The sequence below is a fragment of the Halosimplex amylolyticum genome (assembly GCF_051414035.1).
GTDB classification, from domain to species: domain Archaea; phylum Halobacteriota; class Halobacteria; order Halobacteriales; family Haloarculaceae; genus Halosimplex; species Halosimplex amylolyticum.
The window spans coordinates 39,326-57,661 of record NZ_JBLKNW010000002.1 but is presented as its reverse complement, the minus strand read 5'-3'; the positions used below and the strand labels follow the sequence as shown (position 1 = coordinate 57,661).

21 protein-coding genes are annotated in these 18,336 nt (G+C 68.0%); 11 read left to right on the top strand and 10 right to left on the bottom strand.

Going from position 1 to position 18,336, the window contains the following annotated elements:
* Nucleotides 1–5: 5 nt before the first annotated feature.
* Nucleotides 6–305 (bottom strand): hypothetical protein, encoded by a 300-nt coding sequence (locus ACMGFE_RS10905; RefSeq protein ID WP_436925227.1) that lies wholly within the window; start codon nt 303–305, stop codon nt 6–8.
* A gap of 105 nt (nt 306–410) precedes the next feature.
* On the opposite strand from ACMGFE_RS10905, the gene hisG reads away from it, so the two are divergent.
* Nucleotides 411–1,259 (top strand): ATP phosphoribosyltransferase, encoded by an 849-nt coding sequence (hisG, locus tag ACMGFE_RS10900; protein WP_436925226.1) that lies wholly within the window; start codon nt 411–413, stop codon nt 1,257–1,259.
* 33 nt (nt 1,260–1,292) lie between these two features.
* Here hisG and ACMGFE_RS10895 read toward each other — a convergent pair whose 3' ends face one another.
* The 3 genes from ACMGFE_RS10895 to ACMGFE_RS10885 all read right to left on the bottom strand — a co-directional run bounded on the left by ACMGFE_RS10895 (nt 1,293) and on the right by ACMGFE_RS10885 (nt 3,944).
* Nucleotides 1,293–2,531 carry a hypothetical protein gene (locus ACMGFE_RS10895; protein ID WP_436925225.1) on the bottom strand — a complete coding sequence of 413 codons (1,239 nt, stop codon included), beginning with the start codon at nt 2,529–2,531 and terminating at the stop codon, nt 1,293–1,295.
* Between the two features lie 273 nt (nt 2,532–2,804).
* On the bottom strand, nt 2,805–3,230 hold the full coding sequence (locus tag ACMGFE_RS10890) for a DUF7473 family protein (RefSeq protein WP_436925224.1): 426 nt from the start codon (nt 3,228–3,230) through the stop codon (nt 2,805–2,807).
* Between the two features lie 153 nt (nt 3,231–3,383).
* Nucleotides 3,384–3,944, bottom strand: a complete 561-nt coding sequence (locus tag ACMGFE_RS10885; protein WP_006882347.1) for a TATA-box-binding protein — start codon at nt 3,942–3,944, stop codon at nt 3,384–3,386.
* A gap of 254 nt (nt 3,945–4,198) precedes the next feature.
* Between ACMGFE_RS10885 and ACMGFE_RS10880 the strand changes: the two genes are divergently transcribed.
* The 4 genes from ACMGFE_RS10880 (at nt 4,199) to ACMGFE_RS10865 (ending at nt 7,803) form a co-directional block, all read left to right on the top strand.
* Nucleotides 4,199–5,236: a TIGR01177 family methyltransferase gene (locus tag ACMGFE_RS10880; RefSeq protein ID WP_436925223.1), complete on the top strand. Its 1,038-nt coding sequence runs from the start codon at nt 4,199–4,201 to the stop codon at nt 5,234–5,236.
* 79 nt (nt 5,237–5,315) lie between these two features.
* A complete protein-coding gene (gene thyA, locus ACMGFE_RS10875) occupies nt 5,316–6,314 on the top strand; it encodes a thymidylate synthase (protein ID WP_436925222.1) in 999 nt (332 codons plus the stop codon).
* Between the two features lie 2 nt (nt 6,315–6,316).
* Nucleotides 6,317–6,823, top strand: a complete 507-nt coding sequence (locus tag ACMGFE_RS10870) for a dihydrofolate reductase (protein WP_436925221.1) — start codon at nt 6,317–6,319, stop codon at nt 6,821–6,823.
* Nucleotides 6,824–6,888: 65 nt separating this feature from the next.
* On the top strand, nt 6,889–7,803 hold the full coding sequence (locus ACMGFE_RS10865) for a family 43 glycosylhydrolase (protein WP_436925220.1): 915 nt from the start codon (nt 6,889–6,891) through the stop codon (nt 7,801–7,803).
* 165 nt (nt 7,804–7,968) lie between these two features.
* On the opposite strand, the gene ACMGFE_RS10860 is transcribed toward ACMGFE_RS10865, so the two are convergent.
* The 6 genes from ACMGFE_RS10860 to ACMGFE_RS10835 form a co-directional block, all read right to left on the bottom strand.
* Entirely contained in the window at nt 7,969–8,520 is a 552-nt protein-coding gene (locus tag ACMGFE_RS10860; protein WP_436925219.1) for a GTP-dependent dephospho-CoA kinase family protein, read from the bottom strand.
* A 1-nt stretch (nt 8,521) separates the two neighbouring features.
* The gene (gene spt4 / locus ACMGFE_RS10855) at nt 8,522–8,722 is read right to left on the bottom strand and encodes a transcription elongation factor subunit Spt4 (protein WP_436926083.1); all 201 of its coding nucleotides are present in this window, start codon (nt 8,720–8,722) and stop codon (nt 8,522–8,524) included.
* On the bottom strand, nt 8,719–9,297 hold the full coding sequence (locus ACMGFE_RS10850; protein WP_436925218.1) for a DNA-directed RNA polymerase: 579 nt from the start codon (nt 9,295–9,297) through the stop codon (nt 8,719–8,721). Before ACMGFE_RS10850 ends, spt4 begins: the two co-directional genes overlap by 4 nt.
* Nucleotide 9,298: 1 nt before the next feature.
* Nucleotides 9,299–9,679 carry a PIN domain-containing protein gene (locus tag ACMGFE_RS10845; protein ID WP_436925217.1) on the bottom strand — a complete coding sequence of 127 codons (381 nt, stop codon included), beginning with the start codon at nt 9,677–9,679 and terminating at the stop codon, nt 9,299–9,301.
* Nucleotides 9,676–10,908 (bottom strand): translation initiation factor IF-2 subunit gamma, encoded by a 1,233-nt coding sequence (locus ACMGFE_RS10840; protein ID WP_436925216.1) that lies wholly within the window; start codon nt 10,906–10,908, stop codon nt 9,676–9,678. The genes ACMGFE_RS10845 and ACMGFE_RS10840 overlap by 4 nt, the downstream gene beginning before the upstream one ends.
* A gap of 148 nt (nt 10,909–11,056) precedes the next feature.
* Nucleotides 11,057–11,413 carry a response regulator gene (locus ACMGFE_RS10835; RefSeq protein ID WP_436925215.1) on the bottom strand — a complete coding sequence of 119 codons (357 nt, stop codon included), beginning with the start codon at nt 11,411–11,413 and terminating at the stop codon, nt 11,057–11,059.
* Nucleotides 11,414–11,614: 201 nt separating this feature from the next.
* Here ACMGFE_RS10835 and ACMGFE_RS10830 point away from each other — a divergent pair, with 201 nt between their 5' ends.
* From ACMGFE_RS10830 to ACMGFE_RS10805, 6 genes are all read left to right on the top strand, one after another.
* Entirely contained in the window at nt 11,615–12,517 is a 903-nt protein-coding gene (locus ACMGFE_RS10830) for a DUF7351 domain-containing protein (RefSeq protein WP_436925214.1), read from the top strand.
* A gap of 177 nt (nt 12,518–12,694) precedes the next feature.
* Nucleotides 12,695–13,219, top strand: a complete 525-nt coding sequence (locus ACMGFE_RS10825) for a DUF7287 family protein (protein ID WP_436925213.1) — start codon at nt 12,695–12,697, stop codon at nt 13,217–13,219.
* Nucleotide 13,220: 1 nt separating this feature from the next.
* Entirely contained in the window at nt 13,221–13,853 is a 633-nt protein-coding gene (locus tag ACMGFE_RS10820; RefSeq protein WP_436925212.1) for a DUF7288 family protein, read from the top strand.
* Entirely contained in the window at nt 13,847–14,812 is a 966-nt protein-coding gene (locus ACMGFE_RS10815) for a hypothetical protein (RefSeq protein ID WP_436925211.1), read from the top strand. The genes ACMGFE_RS10820 and ACMGFE_RS10815 overlap by 7 nt, the downstream gene beginning before the upstream one ends.
* The gene (locus ACMGFE_RS10810) at nt 14,809–17,451 is read left to right on the top strand and encodes a DUF7266 family protein (RefSeq protein ID WP_436925210.1); all 2,643 of its coding nucleotides are present in this window, start codon (nt 14,809–14,811) and stop codon (nt 17,449–17,451) included. Before ACMGFE_RS10815 ends, ACMGFE_RS10810 begins: the two co-directional genes overlap by 4 nt.
* The gene (locus tag ACMGFE_RS10805; protein ID WP_436925209.1) at nt 17,448–18,200 is read left to right on the top strand and encodes a DUF7289 family protein; all 753 of its coding nucleotides are present in this window, start codon (nt 17,448–17,450) and stop codon (nt 18,198–18,200) included. Before ACMGFE_RS10810 ends, ACMGFE_RS10805 begins: the two co-directional genes overlap by 4 nt.
* Nucleotides 18,201–18,336 lie beyond the last annotated feature (136 nt).

Genomic DNA, 18,336 nt, shown 5'->3' with positions numbered 1-18,336 from the left:
TGCAGTTACTCGGCCCTCCGGGCGCCCCGGCCACCTCCTCGTTCGACGCCGTCGGCGACCACCTTGTAGAGCAGACCGAACGTCACGCCGGACAACGCGAGGAAGCCGGCGACCGACAGGACGACGCCCACGAGCAGCCGGCCCCACCGTAGCACTTCCCACCCGCCGTACCCGACGTAGACGGAGCCGGTCGCCATGTTCGTCCCCGCGAGGGCGCACACGAACGCGACCAGCAGGCCGAGCCCGAACGAGAGCGTCGTCTTGAAGCCGTACGCGATGCCGTCCGCCGTACTGACCGAGGTCATGGGGACCAGTGGTCGCCCGTTCCGGGATAAACGTACGGACGGTCCCGCGGCCCTGCGTCGCGGAGAGAGGGAAAGACAGTTGCCCGCGGCCCGTCCAGAGACGGTATGCGCATCGCCGTCCCCAACAAGGGTCGTCTGCACGACCCCGCGATCGACCTGCTGGACCGGGCCGGCCTCCACGTCGTCGACGGGGCCGACCGCAAGCTCTACGCCCAGACCGTCGACCCCGACGTGACCGTGCTCTACGCCCGCGCCGCCGACATCCCGGAGTACGTCGCCGACGGCGCGGCCGACGTGGGAATCACCGGGCTTGACCAGGCTCGCGAGTCCGGTACCGACGAACTCGTCGACCTGCTCGACCTGGGCTTTGGCTCCTGCCGGCTCGTCCTCGCGGCGCCCGAGGACGGCGACATCGAGACCGTCGCGGACCTGGAGGGCGGCACCGTCGCCACCGAGTTCCCCAACGTCACCCGCGGCTTCTTCGCCGAGCGCGGCGTCGACGTCGACATCGCCGAGGTGTCGGGCGCGACGGAGCTGACGCCCCACGTCGACATCGCCGACGCGATCGTCGACATCACGTCGACGGGGACGACCCTCCGGATGAACCGCCTCGCGGAGATCGCCGACGTGCTGGACTCGTCCGTCCGCCTGTTCGCCCGCGAGGACGTCGTCGACGACGAGAAGGTCCAGCAGATCCGGATGGCGCTCGAATCCGTCCTCTCCGCGGAGGGCAAGCGCTACCTGATGATGAACGTCCCCGAGGACAGCCTGGCGGACGTGAAAGAGGTCCTGCCCGGAATGGGCGGCCCGACCGTGATGGACATCGCCGGTGAGTCGGACGTGGCCGTCCACGCGGTCGTCGACGAGCGCGAGGTGTTCGAGACGATCAACGCGCTCAAGGACGTCGGCGCCAGCGACGTGCTCGTCACCGAGATCGAGCGGCTGGTGGAGTAGTTCACTCGTCGCGGTTCGCTCCGTTCCGCTCGGTCACTGATCGACGAGTTCCTCCGGAGTCACCTCCCGGCCATCGCGTTCGATCCGGAAGTCGGCGTCGCCGCCGGTCCGCGTGAAGTCGGTCACGTCCCCGGCGACGACGTAGGTGTCCCCCTGTCCCTCGTTGCCCGTGAACCCCTCGACCGTCCAGGTGCCGTCGCCGTTGTCCGTCACGTCGTCGTTGTCCTCGGCCCTCAGGGGCCTCCCGATGTTCGTCACCTTCCAGACGAGGCCGTCGACGGTGAACTCGTACTCGACGTCGCCGGACTCGGTCCCGACGATCCGGAGGAGATCGGTCTCGTCCAGCGAGCTCCGGGTGACCCGCCGGTCGAACTCGCGGACGACCCACTCGCCGTCGCCGCCGGTCTGCTCGAACGACGTGATCTCGCCGTTGACGACGTAGGCGTCGCCGTACCCGGTGTTGCCGGTGAACCCTTCGACCGTCCACGTGCCGTCGCCGTTGTCGGTGATGTCGTCGTTGCCCCCGGCACCGATCCGGTCGGTGAGCGACGCCGTCTCGACCGCGCCGTCGGCGGTGAACTCGTACTCGACGTCCCCCGGGCCGGCACCGACGATCTCGACGACGCGCTCCGAGGGCGTCCGTTTGCCGAGGAGGTGTTCGCCGACCTCCTGGTTTCGCAGGTACACGGTCTTGTCGAACGACGTCAGGTTGAACTCTATCGCCTCGATAGTCTTCCCCGCGTGTTCGCCCTCGCCTCGGTAGGTCGTCGACAGGCCGTCGGGATCGTTCGGCTCCCCGACCCCGGTGTGCTCCCCGCTCTCGAGAACGTCCTGCTTCGCTCCGTCCGCGTAGTGGAGCGTGACTATCGCAGTATCCGGTACGCCGAGCGCGTTCTCCTCGCTCCCGGTGACGGTCGCGGAACTGTCGGTGAACGTCGTGGCCAACTCGCCGGGGTCACAGTCCTGGTCTACCTCGGTGACCTCCCCCTCGATGTTGATGCTGTCCACTATCCGACCGGGCGACCCGAAGGTCCCGGAACCACCCTCGGCCGCACTGATGTAGCTGCCGTCGGTAAACAGTACGGTTGTTCCGTATTTCAGGTTCGAGACGCTCGAGCAACTGATCTCCGGGTCGTCCTGTGCTGAACGGCTCGCGTCCGCCGTCGATCCCGTGGCGGTCCCGCCGAGCGTGGCTGCGAGCGCTCCCCCCAGCGCACCGCCGAGAAACCGTCGACGCGTGTTTCCGCTCCGGTCGCAGTCGTCGGATGGCATAGGATGTAACTATTTTACGATCACTTTGTTACTCACCGGTGAGTCGCGATTGCCGGTGGTTACTGACTCTGCTTCGCTCCGTCCGAGCAGAGCGGGTACCGCTGTCGAGGTACCCACAGACTGGCCCCTCTCTCTGGAGAACGCTGGTCTCGACGGTGAAACCGGGCACCTTTCACTCGCAAGCCGATCGAAATGTCGGGTTACTGTCGCCTAACGGCCGCTTAGTTGCGGCGCGTCGCGGCGGATGTGAGGGAGTCGTTTCGGGCGGTCCGCTCAGACGAACTGGAAGATGTTGTTGAGCGGGATGATGAGCGCGACGGAGAACGCGAAGTGGAGCGCGGTGAGTATCGCCGTCGGCCGCCAGGAGATCCGGTAGGAGACGCTGATCGCGATGGCGTCGGCGAGGAGCGTCACGACCAGCGCGAGGAGGAACGCGAGTCCAGGCGGGACGAACCCGATCCCCTCCACGCCGTAGCGTCCGAGCAGGATCGAGACGAGCGCCGGGACGGGCCCAACGTAGGCCGCTCGCTGGCTGGGCACGTCGCCGATGAAGAACGTGGCCGCGAGATGGAGCGTGACGGCGTAGAACAGTGCGGCGAGCAGGAAGGTCACGATCAGCGCGAAGATTCCCCCGCCGGTGGGGTCGGCCTGGAGCGGCTCGACGCGACCGACCACCGAGTGCTGCGCTGGGACGTCCATAGCGGCGATTGGGAGGGGGGCCGTTTGTAGGCTGCTATCACGGTCGGCGACGTCCACCGGGGCCGACTGCGGCCGTCGGCGGGCCGCGAGTGCCAGTCCGGGGCCGCGAGTGCCGGTCCGGGGCCGCGAACGCCGGTCGGCGGGCGCGCTCGATTACTCGAGCAGGCCGAGATCTTCGAGGCGCGAGACGATCTTGTCGACGGCTTCCTCGGCGTCCTCGGGCTGTTTGCCGCCGGTGATGACGAGCTTGCCGGAGCCGAACAGCAGGGCGACCACGTCAGGGTCGTCGAGGCGGTAGACGAGGCCCGGGAACTGCTCGGGTTCGTACTCGATGTTCTCTAGCCCGAGGCCGATGGCGATGGCGTTGAGGTTGAGGTTGCGGCCGAGGTCGGCGGAGGTGACGATGTTCTGGACGACGATCTCCGGGTCGTCGTCGACCTGGATGTTCAGGTCGCGCAGCTTGTCGAAGACGATGCGAAGGCTCTCGTGGACGTCGTCGGTGCTCTTGGCGCCGGTGCAGACGATCTTGCCCGAACGGAAGATGAGCGCGGCCGACTTGGGCTCTTGCGTGCGGTAGACGAGGCCGGGGAACTGCTCGGGGTCGTAATCGGCCCCTTCAAGGTCCATCGCCACGCTCTGCAGATCGAGCTCCTGCCCGATTCCAGTCGAGGCGACGACGTTTTCGATATTGATTGTCTCCTTGGGGTCAACCATGTCTCGACTTAAACGTTGTATTTAAGGCTTATAAACTTTCATACGACCCGGTGAAATGTCGCGCGTGCGAACGGGTCAGATCCGTGATGTAGTGACCCCCGCATTGCCCGTAAAAACGCCTTTTTGTGGGGGTGAGAGTCGGTTTTATGAGGGGTCGCGGGTTTCGGCGGGGGCGGGGGACGGGAGGGGACGGTGGGGGCGGCAGTCGGCGGGGCACCGGTGGGTTCTTGGCCGGCGGCGGGCGACTGTCGGGCGTGTACGTCCTCGAACTCGGCGGCCAGGACGACGATTTCGCGGCCTGTGAGGCCGCGAGCGCCGCGTCCGGGGTCGAGGTGGTCGGCGCGGGGCTGGCGACCGCGCGCGCGGTCACCGACCGCGTCCGCGACCTCGCGTTCGTCCACCGCGCGAGCGAGCAGGTCGGGCGTGCGGACCCCGACGTAACGAGCGCGCGCGCGACGCTCTCGGCGGCCGGCATCGACCGCGAGGGGAGCGTCGCCGTCCGCGCGGTCGACGTCCGCGCCACGACCGGTGTCGACACCCAGCGCGCCGAGCGCGAACTCGGACAGGTGCTCGTCGACCGCGGGTTCACCGTCGACCTCGACGACCCCGACCACGAACTCCGCGCGCTCTTTGCGGGGCCGCCCGGCACAGATAGCACGGCCGAGAACGAGGTATCCGGCGGGACGATACCCGAGGGCGGCGGCGTCTGCGTCCTCGGCTGGCTCGCCGCCGAGAGCGAACGCGGGTTCGGCGACCGCCGACCGACCGACCGCCCGTTCTTCCAGCCCGGGAGCATGGACCCGATGCTCGCCCGGGCGCTGGTGAACATCGCCGGCGCGCGCGAGGGGGCGACCGTCGTCGATCCGATGTGCGGCACCGGTGGATTGCTCCTCGAAGCGGGACTCGTCGGCGCGCGCGCCGTCGGTAACGACGCCCAGGCGAAGATGGCCCATGGGACCCGCGCGAACCTGCGCGACGCGCTCGGCCCGGACGGCGACTTCGGCGTCTGCCGCGGCGACGTGACGCGTCTGCCGCTCGCGGACGACTGCGCCGACGCCGCCGTCTTCGACGTGCCCTACGGTCGCCAGTCGAAGATCGAGGGCGACTCGCTGGCCGACCTGGTCGGTGACGCGCTCGCAGAAGCCCACCGGATCGCGCCGCGGGCGGTGGTCGTCGCCGACCGTCCGTGGGCGGAGGAGGCCCTCGCGGCCGGGTGGACCGTCGAGGCCCACTTCGAGCGCCGGGTCCACAACTCGCTGGTCCGGCACGTGCTGGTGCTGGATCGGGCGTGAGGATCGGTGTTCGCGAGCCGATCGGCCGACTCGCAAAATCGCAGAGGATAAGCACTCCCGGACGGTGGTACTCGCAAAGATGCAGCAGTACCTGGATCTCGTCCGGACGGCCATCGCCGACGGCACGTACAAGCCCAACCGGACGGGCGTGGACACGCTCTCGACGTTCGGCGCGCACTACGAGGTCGACCTGCAGGAGGGGTTCCCGCTGCTCACCACCAAGGATCTGTCGGGCTACCGCTGGAATTCGCTGATCCACGAGCTCCTGTGGTACCTCTCCGGCGAGGAGCACATCCGCAACCTCCGCGAGGAGACGAAGATCTGGGACGCGTGGGCCGACGAGGAGGGCCACCTCGACACCGCCTACGGCCGGTTCTGGCGCCGCTACCCGATCCCCGAGGAGGGCCTGGAGGGCGAGAGCTGGCCCGACGACAGCCATCGCTGGGTGAACGACGAGGAGCGCACGTTCGACCAGTTCCAGTACGTCCTCGACACGCTGCGGGAGAACCCCCGGTCCCGGCGCATCGTCGTCAACGCCTGGCACCCCGCAAACGCGACGGTCAGCACGCTCCCGCCGTGTCACTACACCTTCGTCTTCAACGTCCAGGGCGACCGTCTGAACCTCCACCTCACCCAGCGCTCGGGCGACATCGCGCTGGGGATCCCCTTCAACATCGCCGCCTACTCGCTGGTGACCCACATCGTCGCCCAGCGCACCGGGTTCGAAGTGGGGAAGTTCTCGCACTCCGTCGTCGACGCCCACGTCTACTGCGGCGAGGGTGCGCGCGGCGAGTGGTACGAAGCGAATCGCGAGGGACTTCGCGAGCGTGTGACCGCGGTCGACGACCGGGCGGCGTTCGCGAGCGTCAAGGACTGGATCCTGACGGAAGCGCCCGACGAACCCGGCGCGGAGAACGCCGACCACGTCCCGAACCTGCTGGAGCAGTTGACCCGCGACCCGCGCGAGCGGCCGACTATCGAGGTGGCCGACAAACCCGTCGACGCCCTCGAATACGACGACGTCGAGGTCCGGGACTACGACCCCGCGCCGGGACTGGACTTCGCGGTCGCGGAGTGACGATGACGGACACAGCGGGGGGCGCGATCGAGATCGCCCTCGTCGCTGCCGTCGCGGAGAACGACGTGATCGGTGCAGACGGCGAGATGCCGTGGCACTACCCGGAAGACCTCGCGCACTTCAAGGAGACGACGATGGGCCACCCCGTGATCATGGGCCGGGTGACCTACGAGTCCATCTCGGCCCAACTCGGCGGGCCGCTGCCCGGGCGGACGAACGTCGTCCTGACCCGCTCGGGCGTCGACGCGCCCGAGGAGGTCGTCCAGGTCGAGAGCGTCGAGGCGGCCGTCGAGGCGGCCGCGGGGACCGGTGGGGCGACGGCGTTCGTCGCCGGCGGTGCGACCGTCTACGAGCAGTTCCTCCCGCGCGCCGACCGGCTCGTGCTGACCGAAGTCCCCGGCGAACCCGACGGGGACACGTTCTTCCCCGAGTGGGAGCGCGGCGACTGGACCGAAGTCGAGCGCCGCGAGGCCGGGGACCTGGCGTTCGTGACCTACGAGCGCGCCTGAGCGACCTCCGGGGCGGCACAACGCCTTTGCCGGTGGCGGACCGCCGGAGAGACGAGCGAGAGCACATGAGCGAGGAGACAGACGCGACGGACGACCGGGTGGCCGACGACGCTCGCGCCGTGGCCGATCTCGAACCGCTGTTCGACTATCCCGTCAGAGACACCTCGATCTGTCGCGGGCCGGACGACACGTACTACCTGACCGGCACCACCGGCGCTCCGGACTGGTGGGGCGTCACCGGCGACCTGCGGGTCTGGCAGTCGCCCGACCTCGAACGCTGGGAACCCGTGGTCACCGAACCACGGGAGCGCTCGGTCGTCTGGAACGTCGACCGACAGGGGACCTGGCAGCGCCAGATCCAGGAGCGCGACGGCGCCCCCTTCCGGCCGCTGTGGGCGCCGGAGATCCACTACCTGCGGGACACGTTCTGGATCACCTACAGCATCCCCTGGCTGGGCAACGGGGTCCTGAAGAGCACCAGCGGCGAGGCGCGCGGACCCTACGAGTCGGCGATCCAACCGGACCTGCCGATCAGCGGCGACATCGACGCCTCGCTGTTCGAGGACGACGACGGCACCGTCTACTTCGTCTGCGGCAACGGGAAGATCGCGCCGATGAACGAGGAGATGACCGGGATCACCGAGGACCTGACGCACCTCGCTCCGGCGAACGCGGAAGAGGTCGGGTTCGAGGGGGCGTTCCTGTTTCGGGCGGAGGGGCGCTACCACCTCGCCGCCGCGGACTTCGTCGACGGCGACTACCACTGCTACGTGGCGAGCGCGGACGACCTCTACGGCCCGTACGGGGACCGCTACCTGGCGATCCCCCACGGCGGGCACAACGTCTTCTTCCGGGACGCGGACGGCGACCTGTGGAGCACGTTCTTCGGCAACGACGAGAACGCCCCGTTCCGCGAGCGGCCGGCGGCCCTCCGGGTCGAGTTCGACGACGACGGGCGGATTCGCCCGCTCGACGCCTGAGCGTCGATCCCGGCCCTCGTCGCGGCCGGCCCGCGGTGATGCGAACGCCAGGCCACGGTCCCTCGCGCGGACGACCGCCCTCTCGCGGTCGGCGGGTCGACTGGCAGGTGTCGTTCGGCGCGACGAATCGAGAATCGAGCGGTCGCGGGGCCGACGAGTCGTCGGTTACGCGTGGTCGCAGCCGAGTAGTTCGCGCGCGCGTTCGGGGTCGCCGTCCATGCGTTCGAGGAGGGTGACGAGGCGCTCGCGGACGTCCGCGTCGACGCCCACGTGGACGACGCCCTCGCCGGGCTGGCCGTAGAGGACGCTCGCGCCGTCGGGCGCGGTGGCGATAGCGGGCAGGGCCGCCAGGTCCTCCTCGCCGTCGACCCGGACGAGCGTCCGATCGCCGGTCGCCAGCGCGTCGGCGAGCGCCTCCAGGAGCGCGGCGGTGAGCGTGCCCGGCGGGTTGTCGACGCGCACGACGCGGTCGAACTCCGAGTCCTCGATGGCCTCGCTGATCTCCTCGTCGACGGCGGCGCGCTCGGTGCGCTCGTCGACGAACGCCACGTCCGGCACGTGTCCGGCGCTCAGCGTGTGGTAGGTGACGATGTCGCCGACGGTGACGAGCGGGTCGCCGGCCGCGGCGAGGACGGCGGAGGTGTCGGTAGAAACGGGACCGAACGGGTCTTTGAGCTCCGAGCGGAGCGCGGGCTGGAGTTCGAGGACGACAGTCACGTTAGCGGACCTTCAGCGCGTACTGCCCGGGTTCGGTGACGCCCATCTCCTCGGCGATCCGGCTCCGGTCGGGGTGACCGATGACGACGTAGCCCGCCCAGTCCTCCGTGAGCGACGAGGACCCGCAGGAGACGCACGTCTCGGCCTCTTCGGACTCCTGCACGCGGTGGCACTCGCGACAGACCAGTCTGTCGGCCATCAGTCTTCACCCGCTTCCGTCGCGGCTTCGCGCTTCCGGCGGTCCTCTTCGAGCCAGCCGTGTTTGCCGAGGCCGACCTGCTTGGCCGTGAGACCGATCTTCGAGTCCCGCGGGTTGCGCTCGTCGATGCTCTTGGTGACGATGCGCGCCCGGACGGCGTCGCCGACCCCGAGGGTGCGGTTCGAGTCCCGCGAGGAGAGCATCTGGCCCTCCTCGTCGTAGGCGAGGTACTCGTCGGAGATCTGGGAGACGTGGAGCAGGCCGTCGACCGGCCCGATGCCGACGAAGGCGCCGAAGTTGACGACCTCGACGACCTCGCCGTCGACGACCTCCTGCATCTCGGGATCGAAGGTCAGCGCGTCGAACTCGGCGGTGAAGTAGACGCCCTCCTCGCCGGGAACGACCGCTCCCTCGCCGATGTCGTGGACGTCGATGACCGAGACGACCGAACCGACGTCTTCGTCCATGCGCCCTTCGAGCTTGTCCTGCAGGAGCCGTTTGACCAGCCCCGGCGTCACGTCCGCCAGGTGCGCTGGCGGCACTTCGACCGTGTCGCGGAGTGTGACCCGTTTGTACATGTTATGGTTGAGTGACTGTGAGTTTGTTCTCGGCGCGTAAACTAATTACCGGAACGCCCTCGTCGAGCAACCGGCGTTTCAGCGGCCCGTCGTTCGTGACCGCGTGTGTGACGTCCTCGCGCTCGGCGACCTCCAGTACCGCGTCGTCGGCGTAGTCCTCGTCGTGGGCGACCGACTCACAGCGGTCGCGCGCGAGGTCCAGGCCGACGCTGGCCGCGGTCGCCTCTTTGCCCCGCCCGTCGGCGAGTTTCGCGAGTTCGTCGAGGACGGCCTCGGGGACGAGCAGTTCGCCTGCATCCACTACTCGCTCCAGTTCCTCGAACACGCGAACGTCGCATTCGACGGGCATCATCAGTGCGTTCGTGTCCATGACGACGCTCATTCCCGCAGCGTGCCGATCCCGATGAGCCGCCAGCGGCCGCCCAGCCGTCGGTTGATGGCGATCTTCGCGCCCTCACGGGCACAGACCGGGCGCTGGAGCGCGACCTCGGCCTCGCCGCCGCGCGCGCTGGTGACCGAGCCGACCGTCGTGGCCGTGCCGATGGTCATCATCAGCGGCTCGCCCGTCGAGATCTCCTCGACGTCGCCGGCGTTCTCGCCGACGATGCGGTCGAGCAGGTCCACGTCCATCGTGAACTGCTCGTGGGTCGGCGGCAGCGTCCCCGGCGGTCCCGCGACCTGTCCGGCGAGCGCGTCGCCTTTCGTGATCGACGGGTCGAGACCCGTCCCGACGCCGAGCAGTCCGCCCGGCGTCGCCTTCTCGACGGTCTGGCCGCCGGCCTGGAGCGAGCGCACCGTCGTCTCGACGGGTTGCCACTCGGTCTGGCCGCCTTCCTCGACCTCGCGGCCGGGCCGGAGCTGGATCTCGTCGTCGGCCTCGAGTTCGCCCTGGACGAGCGACCCGCCGAGGACGCCGCCCGAAAGCGAGTCCCAGGTCGTGCCCGGGCGGTTGATGTCGAAGCTGCGCGCGACGAGCATCTCGGCGTCGGCCTCGGGGTCGCGGTCGGGCGTCGGGATCTCCCGCTCGACCGCGTCGATGAGCAGATCCATGTTGACGCCCTGCTGGGCGCTGACCGGGACGATCGGCGCGTCCTCGGCGACGGTCCCTTCGACGAACTCCTGGATCTCCCGGTAGTTCTCGCGGGCGCGTTCCTCGTCGACCAGGTCGATCTTGTTCTGGGCGACGACGATGTTGTCGATGCCGATGATGTCCAGAGCCATCAGGTGTTCCTCGGTCTGTGCCTGCGGGACGGACTCGCTCGCGCTGACGACCAGGACGGCGCCGTCCATGATCGACGCGCCCGAGAGCATCGTCGCCATCAGCGTCTCGTGGCCGGGGGCGTCGACGAACGAGACCGTGCGGAGCACGTCCGTGTCGACGTCGTGCTCGCCACAGGTCTCCTCGACGGTGTAGGAGTGGGGCGGCTCCCCCTCCGGACACTGCCGAAACGTCGCGTCTGCGTAGCCGAGGCGGATGGAGATACCGCGCTTCATCTCCTCGGAGTGCTGGTCCGTCCATTCGCCCGACAGGGCTTGCACCAGCGTCGTCTTGCCGTGGTCTACGTGACCGACGAGTCCGATGTTCACCTCCGGTTGTGTGTTCGTCGTCATCTGGAGAGTAATCTTGGGGAATCTTCGCCCTCTGCGACTGATAAACCTACTGTTTGCGCTCGTCGCGTCTGCCGACTCGCCCCCGACCCCGCTCGCCGTCCGGCCGTCGCGACGCTCGCCGGACGGTCGATGCGACGAGTCGAGCGAGTCAGTCCCCGAGCTTGCGTTCGACCGTCTCCGTCAACTGCTCGAAGCCGTCGGCAGCGGGCCCCTTCCGGACGAACTCCGCTCCGCGTTCGCGCGCCCGCTCTGCGACCGCGTACTCGTTCGCGACGGTGAACAGGATGAACGGGAGATCGGGATAGCGTTCGCGGACGGCCTCGAGCACGTCGACGCCGTCCATCTCGGGCATTTCGTAGTCACAGACGACACAGTCGACCGTCTCGTCGAGCTGCGCGAGCGCCGCCTGCGGGTCCGTCTCCGTCAGGACCGACACGTCGTCCAACCGTCCCAGGTAGGCGCCCACCAGCGCCGTCAGCTCCGGGTTGTCATCCACGACCAGCACCGTTCGGCTCTCCCAGCGACTGGTCGAGCGAAGGACGGGCCCGGAATCACTCGATGCACACATCACGTCCCCTCTCCGTCTGCGACTGTGGTAACTCCCCACAAGCGTTTTCTGTCGTTGAAAACGCCTCGAAAGTAACAGGGTGCGTACAAAAAGTCGTTTCAGGGAACCCTTTTGAGAGACGCTATCGAACGGACACGTATGAGCAGAGCACGTGACGAGGCCGGCGAGGACGCCGACGAGGCCGCAGGGGTCGACCCCGCGGAGGCGTTCGGCGTCGTCGCCAACGAGACCAGACTGGACATCCTCGAGGCGCTCTGGCGGGCGGACGAGCGGCCCGTCAGCTTCTCCGAACTCCACGACGACGTGGACATGCGCGACAGCGCGCAGTTCAACTACCACCTCCAGCAACTCACCGACCAGTTCGTCGCCAAGAGCGACGACGGCTACGACCTCCGCCACGCCGGCGCGCAGGTCGTCCGCGCCGTCCGGGCGGGCACCTTCACGCGCCAGCCCGACGTCGACCCCTTCACCGTCGAGGGCGCCTGCACCCGCTGCGGCGGCGGCCTGGAGGCCCGCTACGCCGACGAGCAGTTCCGCATCGAGTGCGTCGACTGCGGGAAGTCCCACGGCGAGTACGAGTTCCCGCCCGGGGGGCTGGTCGACCGCACGAACGAGGAGATCGCCACCGCCTTCGACGAGCGGGTCCGCCACCTCCACTGTCTGGCCGCCGACGGCGTCTGTCCCTCCTGTGCCGGCCGCATCCACACCGAGATCGTCCGGGGCGGCGACTGCTGTCTCGACGTGTCGTTGCGCGCAGAGCACGTCTGCGAGCGCTGTCGCAACGAACTCTGTTCGCCGGTCGGCCTCGTCCTGCTCGACGAGTCGATCGTCTCGGCGTTCTACGAGGACCACGGCATCGACCTGTCCGCACGGCCCTACTGGACGCTCCCGTGGTGCGTCGACGACGAGTACACCACCGTCGAGAGCGCCGACCCCTGGCGCGTCACCGTCGATATCACCCTGGCCGACGACCGGCTCACCGTCACGCTCGACGGCGACCTCGACGTGGTCGACACCGACTGCAAGTCCTGCGACGGGTAGCCGCGTCCGCCCAGCAGGCAGGTACGTTCGCTCGGCTGGCAGGTACGTCCGCTCGCCCGGTCGACGCGAACGCCACCGAATTCTCCGGATTTCGGTCGGTAAGCGCACCTTACCGACCCCCGACCGCCACGTCGTAACAATGATACTGGTGGACAATGAAGTGAAGCGATACTTGACATGGTGGGTGAGCGACAACAGGGGCGCCCGGGGGGCGCCGGGAGCGGCCGGGGACCGTGGGACGGTCCGGCCGACCGGGGACAGACGCTGCACGACTACACGGTGGGCATCAGCCTGTTCATCATCACGCTGAGCGCCGTTCTGGCGGGATTGTTCGGGTTCATTGGGCCGCTGTCCACCGGGGTCGGCAGCGAGGAGATCTCCCAGTCCGACCGGATAGCGACGACGGTCGTCCAGAACCTCACGACGGGACGCCAGCCGAACGAACTCGACGCCGATCGACTGTCTGACGCGCTGGGTCGATCCGAGAGCGAACTCCGGACGCGATGGGGCCTCCAGCGGTCGGCGCAGTTCAACGTGACGCTCACGACGCTGAACGGGAGCCGGATCGTCAGCTACGACGGCTCGAAACTGGCCGCCGGCTCTCGGTACCAGGGGAACGCCGCGGGGTCGGCGGCTCGCATCGTGACGCTCGGTGAGGGGATCTGTCAGCCGGGGTGCCGCCTCGCGGTCAGGACGTGGTAAGATGGTCGGAACGGGCACCCGCGGACAGGCGTTCACTCTGGAGGGACTGGCGGCGGCACTCGTCCTGCTCGGCGCGCTGTTCCTGGCGATCGGATCCGTCGTCGTCGTCCCGACGAGCAGCGGCAACGTGGACCAGTCGACCCGGACCGACCTCCGACAGCAGGCCGACGACGTCCTCCTGATGACATCTCGGGCCGACACGACCGACCTCTCGAGCCTCGTCCGCTACTGGTCGCAGAGCCAGCGGACCTTCTCCGGCGCCGCCAATCCGCGCATCGGCTACGGCCCCGAGCAGTTACCGGGGTCGTTCGGAGTGCTCCTGAACCAGACGTTCACCCAGCGGTCGCAGTTTTTCAACGTCGAGGTCGCCTTTCGCCCGCGGAACCTCTCGACCGGAACGGAGACGATCACGATGGCTCACCGCGGCGAACCGTCCGACAACGCGGTGACCGCGAGCTACACCGTGACGCTGTACGACAACCAGACGCTGACGGCGCCCAACGCCTCGCGGAACGTCGAACTCTGGCAGTACGACACGAACGCGACCAACAGCAAGGACGGGTACTACCCGATACCCAACGCGGTCGACGGTCCCATCTACAACGTCGTGGAGGTGCGACTGATCGTATGGTGAGCGACACCGACGCCCGGAGCCGCGCGCAGATGATCCTCCTCGGCGCGCTCACGCTGGCGGCCATCATCATCGGGCTCACCGTCGTCGTCAACAGCCACTTCGTCACCCAGAACGGCGCCGTCTCGGAGGTGTCCCCGCAGATCGACGAGGCCCAGGAGTTCGAGTACGAGTCCCGCAAGGGGAGCCGCTCGCTCGTCCTCCGGCTCAACCACCGCCACCGCAACCTGACCGGAGAGCAACTCGGAATCGTGATCGACCGCAACATGAGCGTCTACAGCGGGCTCATGGCCGAGTCGTACGCCAGTTCCCGCGGCGAGTACGTCAACGTCACGTACAACAACGAGTCCTCTCACTTCGGGTCCCGCGTCGTGCAGACGGCCGACGGGAACGTCACGTCCGACGGCGGCCAGGGCGAGTGGACCATCGGCGAAGGCGGGGAGTACCGCAACCTCGGCTGGTTCACGATGAACGTGGACGTCGAGCGGACGAGCACGCAACCGACGTGGATCAACGTCACGAACGCCACGGGCCACTCGGTGAACGTCTCGATCAACCGGACGACCGCCGGCACGGGCGTCAACCTCGGGGTCGCCTCGAACGTGAGCCACGCCGGGAACGCCTCTGTGCTGTGTGATCCCTCGCGCGACCGCGTGCTGCTCGACCTCTTCCAGGGCAGCGCCTTCACCGACGACTGCGACTTCAACGGGACGCGCTCGATCGAACCCCCCTACCGGATCGACGTCTCCGGGGGGAAAGGCGTCGTCGCGAAGTACGAACTCGTCTACAACGAGACGCTCACGTCCACGTACTACCAGCCGTGTAGCCAGTCCGGACCGGCGCCGGACCAGCCCTGTCGGTCGCCCGCGGTCTGGACCGCGAACGTGACGACCGAGTTCGGCGGGAGCCAGCTCAGCTACGCCAACGAGTACAACATCACCGTCTACCGGGAGGCACGATGAGACGCCACCACACCGACGACCGCGGCGTGTCGACGCAGATCTCCCACGTGTTCGGGATCGCGATCACCAGCCTCCTCATCGTCGTCCTCCTCAACGGCGTGGCGGGCTACGTTCAGGACGAGCGCGCCCAGGTCGCCGACTCGCAACTGGAGACGATCGGCAATCAACTGGCCTCGCAGGTCGAACGGGCGGACGAACTCGGACAGCACGGCGGGAGGGTCACCGTCGAGACGACCGTCGACTCGACCGTCATCGGGAACAGCTACAGCGTGTGGCTCGCCGACGGCGACCCCTGTGACACGGGCCTGTTCCACACCGATTCCTGTCTCGTCCTCGAAGGTGACGGCGTCGACGCCGCGGCGAAGGTCCCGCTGAACCTCACGACCGACGTCGAGATCGAGGACGAGGGCGGCGGGACGTTCGTGATGACCGTCGTCGCTGCCGGCGGGGCGGCCGACACGGCCCGCCCCGTCGCGGACCACCAGCCCCGGATCGGCGTCGGTCGGTCGTTCCAGGTCGACCGCTTCGGAACGGTCGTCAGTCCCGTCAACCGACCGCCGATCGCGTCGTTCACCTTCTCGCCGGGGGTGCCCCGGAGCGGCGATCCGATCCACTTCAGCGCGAGCGACTCGTTCGACGTCGACGGGAACATCGTCGCCTACAAGTGGGACTTCGGCGCCGACGGGTCGTTCGACGCGCTCGGCAGGAACGTCTCCCGGCAACTCGATCCGGGGCCCCGGGAGGTGACGCTCCGCGTCGTGGACAACGAGGGCGCGACGAGCAACGTCACGCGGCAACTCCGCGTCTCCGGGCTCGCGTACAACGGGGACCTGGAGAACACGGAGGACGGTGCGGACGACGCCGACGAGGGCGCGGTCACGTTCTCCGTCACGAACGAGTACGCGACCTCGGTCAGTTCGTCGGTCGAGATCGTCGAGATCCTCGTCGACCCGAAAGACGACTCGCTGTCGCCGCTGGACAACGACTGCGGATGGGGCGATGCCTGTCCGTTCGGCGACAATAGCAACGACGCCGAACTCCTGATCGACGACGAGGACGACGGGTCCGTCGACTCCAGGACCGCGACCGTCGATACGATGCCGTCCGGCGGGCGCATCATCGACATCCCCGACAGCGAAACGGTGTCCCTGTTCGAGGGCGACAGTGCCCGGTTCTGGATCGGCAAACTCTACGGCGACGAGGACCTCTCGGGCACCGAATTCGAGATCGGCGTCCGGTACCGGGTCGACGGACAGCTGAACTCGACCGTGTTCACGGACGTCGCCGGTAGCCCGAACGTCGACGACGTCCAGATAGAGACCCGACAAGGCGGATCGAACGACCGCGTCGACCTCGTCGTCGTCGCCGACAAGCAACTCGACACCATCGAGTTCGAACTCGGCGGCGACCTGGCGGGCGTCGAAGCCGACATCGACCACACGACGGCGGTCGGCGGTCAGTACCGCCACGAGTTGAACGACGTCGCGACGCTCACCAGCGGCACCGTCAAGGCGAACCTGACGATCGCCGAGGTCGGGGGCGTCTCGGCGTACGAGACGCGCGGGTCGAAATCGATCAACCGGACGGTGACTATCCTCGACGGGGATTACGTCTGGCGCGACGCCGGCGACTGGGACGCGGCGAGCGTCTCGAACGGCGTCGTCCACGACTCGTTCGGCGACCGCCAGGACGACCGGGTCGCGCTCGGCTATCCGGCCGAGGACCAGTTCGGGTCCGGCCTGGCCGGGTACTGGTCGCTCGACGGCACCGCCGACGACGCGTCTGTGAACGACAACCACGCGAGCGAAGAGAACGACCCCGGTACCGGGCTGGGCGTCTTCGGCACGCGGAGTTACACGTTCGACGGGGTCGACGACCACCTCCGCATCGACGACGACTCGTCCCTCGAAATGAGCGACACCGACGCGGTCACCGTCTCGATGTGGGTGAACAAGGACACCGCACAGAGCGGGTGGACCGCGCTGTTCCAGCACTCGGACCAGTCGTACAACCTCCAGCTCGAGAACGGCAACCAACCGCGGTTCACGATCTACGACGGCTCCTGGAACGGGGCCACGGCGGGATTCGGTCTCGGCACGAACACGTGGTATCACGTCGCCGGCGTCTTCGACGGGTCGACCGTCACGACCTACGTCGACGGCCAGCCGGTGGCGACGACGACCGCGACCGAGATCGATTCGGCGAGCACAGACCTCGGAATCGCCGAGAATCTCGATGCCACCGGCCGTCACTTCGACGGCAAGATCGACGAGGTCCGGGTCTACGACAGAGCGCTCACAGACGCGCAGGTCGAGTCCCTCTCCGAACACGCGGGGACGCTCGAAACGGACTGGCAGAGCGGCACGCAACCACTGGGCCCGTCCAACGCGAGTCTCCAGTACCAGGCGGACGTCCCGTCCGCGACGTCCATCAACGTCACCGTCCTCGCCGACTACGACGGCGACGGGACGGTCGACGAACAGAGCGACCGCATCGAACTCGCCGACGGGCAGAACACCGTCAGCGTGAACGGATTATCGGGGACGGCTCGGGACTTCAAGCTCGAGGTCGAACTCAACTCGAGTTCCGTCGTCAAGTCGCCGGTCCTCCACAAGATCGGACTCACGGAGGACCCATGAGACTCCACGACGACGAGCGGGCGAACCGGAACATGATCGGGTTCACCCTGACGTTCGGGATCATCGTCGTCTCCGTCGGACTGGTCGCGATGATGGGGTACCCGCAGATCGACGACCTGGGTCGGAACGAGCGCCTCGACAACGCCGAGGCGGGGATGGAGCAGGTCGCATCGAGCTTCGAACAGCTCCAGGAACAGCGCGCGACCGTCCGGACGAACGAACTGTCGCTGTCGAGCGGGTCGCTGACGGTGATCGATGGCCCAGAGGTGACAGTCGAGGCCGAGCACACCGACTTCGACAAGACGTTCGACGTCGGTGGGCTCCAGTACGCCAACGAGGGGACGACGATCACCTACGAGAACGGCGCCGTCTTCAGAACGTACAGCGAGGACAACATCGCGATCGTCGACGAACCGCCGATGACCTGCACGGAGAACCGAGCGGTGGTCTCGGTCGTCCGCGTCGTCGCCGAGTCGACGGACAAGACGGGCGCCGACTACGTGTCTGTCGTCGGGTCGGCCGAGACCCGCGAACTCCGCTTCCCGATGAACCGGACCGGCGAGGACAGCATGGCCGAGGCCGACGAGCTGTTCGTCACGGTCGACTCCCCGCGCTCGCTGGCCTGGGACCGCCACTTCGAAGACGCCGGAAACTGGACGGCCGGCCCCACTTCCGGCACGTTCCGTTGCGACGGCATCGACGCGATGTACGTCCGGGAGACGGTCATCTCAGTCTCGTTCGACACGTAGGCTGGGGTAACCCACGTCGACGTGGGACGCGGCGTCCCGAAGTCGCTCTCGTCGTCTCCGTTTCTACCGCGTGAATCGACACGTTCGCCGTGCGTCGAACAGGGGACCCGGACGGAGGAAGGGGGGCAATCTCGGC

Bases quoted from the DNA above. Each gene is read 5' to 3' on its own strand.
- ACMGFE_RS10815 (WP_436925211.1), top strand. From the start codon at position 13,847: ATGGTGAGCGACACCGACGCCCGGAGCCGCGCGCAGATGATCCTCCTC.
- ACMGFE_RS10845 (WP_436925217.1), bottom strand. From the start codon at position 9,679: ATGAGCGTCGTCATGGACACGAACGCACTGATGATGCCCGTCGAATGC.
- ACMGFE_RS10895 (WP_436925225.1), bottom strand. From the start codon at position 2,531: ATGCCATCCGACGACTGCGACCGGAGCGGAAACACGCGTCGACGGTTT.
- ACMGFE_RS10830 (WP_436925214.1), top strand. From the start codon at position 11,615: ATGAGCAGAGCACGTGACGAGGCCGGCGAGGACGCCGACGAGGCCGCA.
- ACMGFE_RS10850 (WP_436925218.1), bottom strand. From the start codon at position 9,297: ATGTACAAACGGGTCACACTCCGCGACACGGTCGAAGTGCCGCCAGCG.
- ACMGFE_RS10870 (WP_436925221.1), top strand. From the start codon at position 6,317: ATGACGGACACAGCGGGGGGCGCGATCGAGATCGCCCTCGTCGCTGCC.
- ACMGFE_RS10805 (WP_436925209.1), top strand. From the start codon at position 17,448: ATGAGACTCCACGACGACGAGCGGGCGAACCGGAACATGATCGGGTTC.
- thyA (WP_436925222.1), top strand. From the start codon at position 5,316: ATGCAGCAGTACCTGGATCTCGTCCGGACGGCCATCGCCGACGGCACG.
- ACMGFE_RS10810 (WP_436925210.1), top strand. From the start codon at position 14,809: ATGAGACGCCACCACACCGACGACCGCGGCGTGTCGACGCAGATCTCC.
- ACMGFE_RS10865 (WP_436925220.1), top strand. From the start codon at position 6,889: ATGAGCGAGGAGACAGACGCGACGGACGACCGGGTGGCCGACGACGCT.
- ACMGFE_RS10820 (WP_436925212.1), top strand. From the start codon at position 13,221: ATGGTCGGAACGGGCACCCGCGGACAGGCGTTCACTCTGGAGGGACTG.
- ACMGFE_RS10890 (WP_436925224.1), bottom strand. From the start codon at position 3,230: ATGGACGTCCCAGCGCAGCACTCGGTGGTCGGTCGCGTCGAGCCGCTC.
- ACMGFE_RS10885 (WP_006882347.1), bottom strand. From the start codon at position 3,944: ATGGTTGACCCCAAGGAGACAATCAATATCGAAAACGTCGTCGCCTCG.
- hisG (WP_436925226.1), top strand. From the start codon at position 411: ATGCGCATCGCCGTCCCCAACAAGGGTCGTCTGCACGACCCCGCGATC.
- ACMGFE_RS10840 (WP_436925216.1), bottom strand. From the start codon at position 10,908: ATGACGACGAACACACAACCGGAGGTGAACATCGGACTCGTCGGTCAC.
- ACMGFE_RS10825 (WP_436925213.1), top strand. From the start codon at position 12,695: ATGGTGGGTGAGCGACAACAGGGGCGCCCGGGGGGCGCCGGGAGCGGC.
- ACMGFE_RS10905 (WP_436925227.1), bottom strand. From the start codon at position 305: ATGACCTCGGTCAGTACGGCGGACGGCATCGCGTACGGCTTCAAGACG.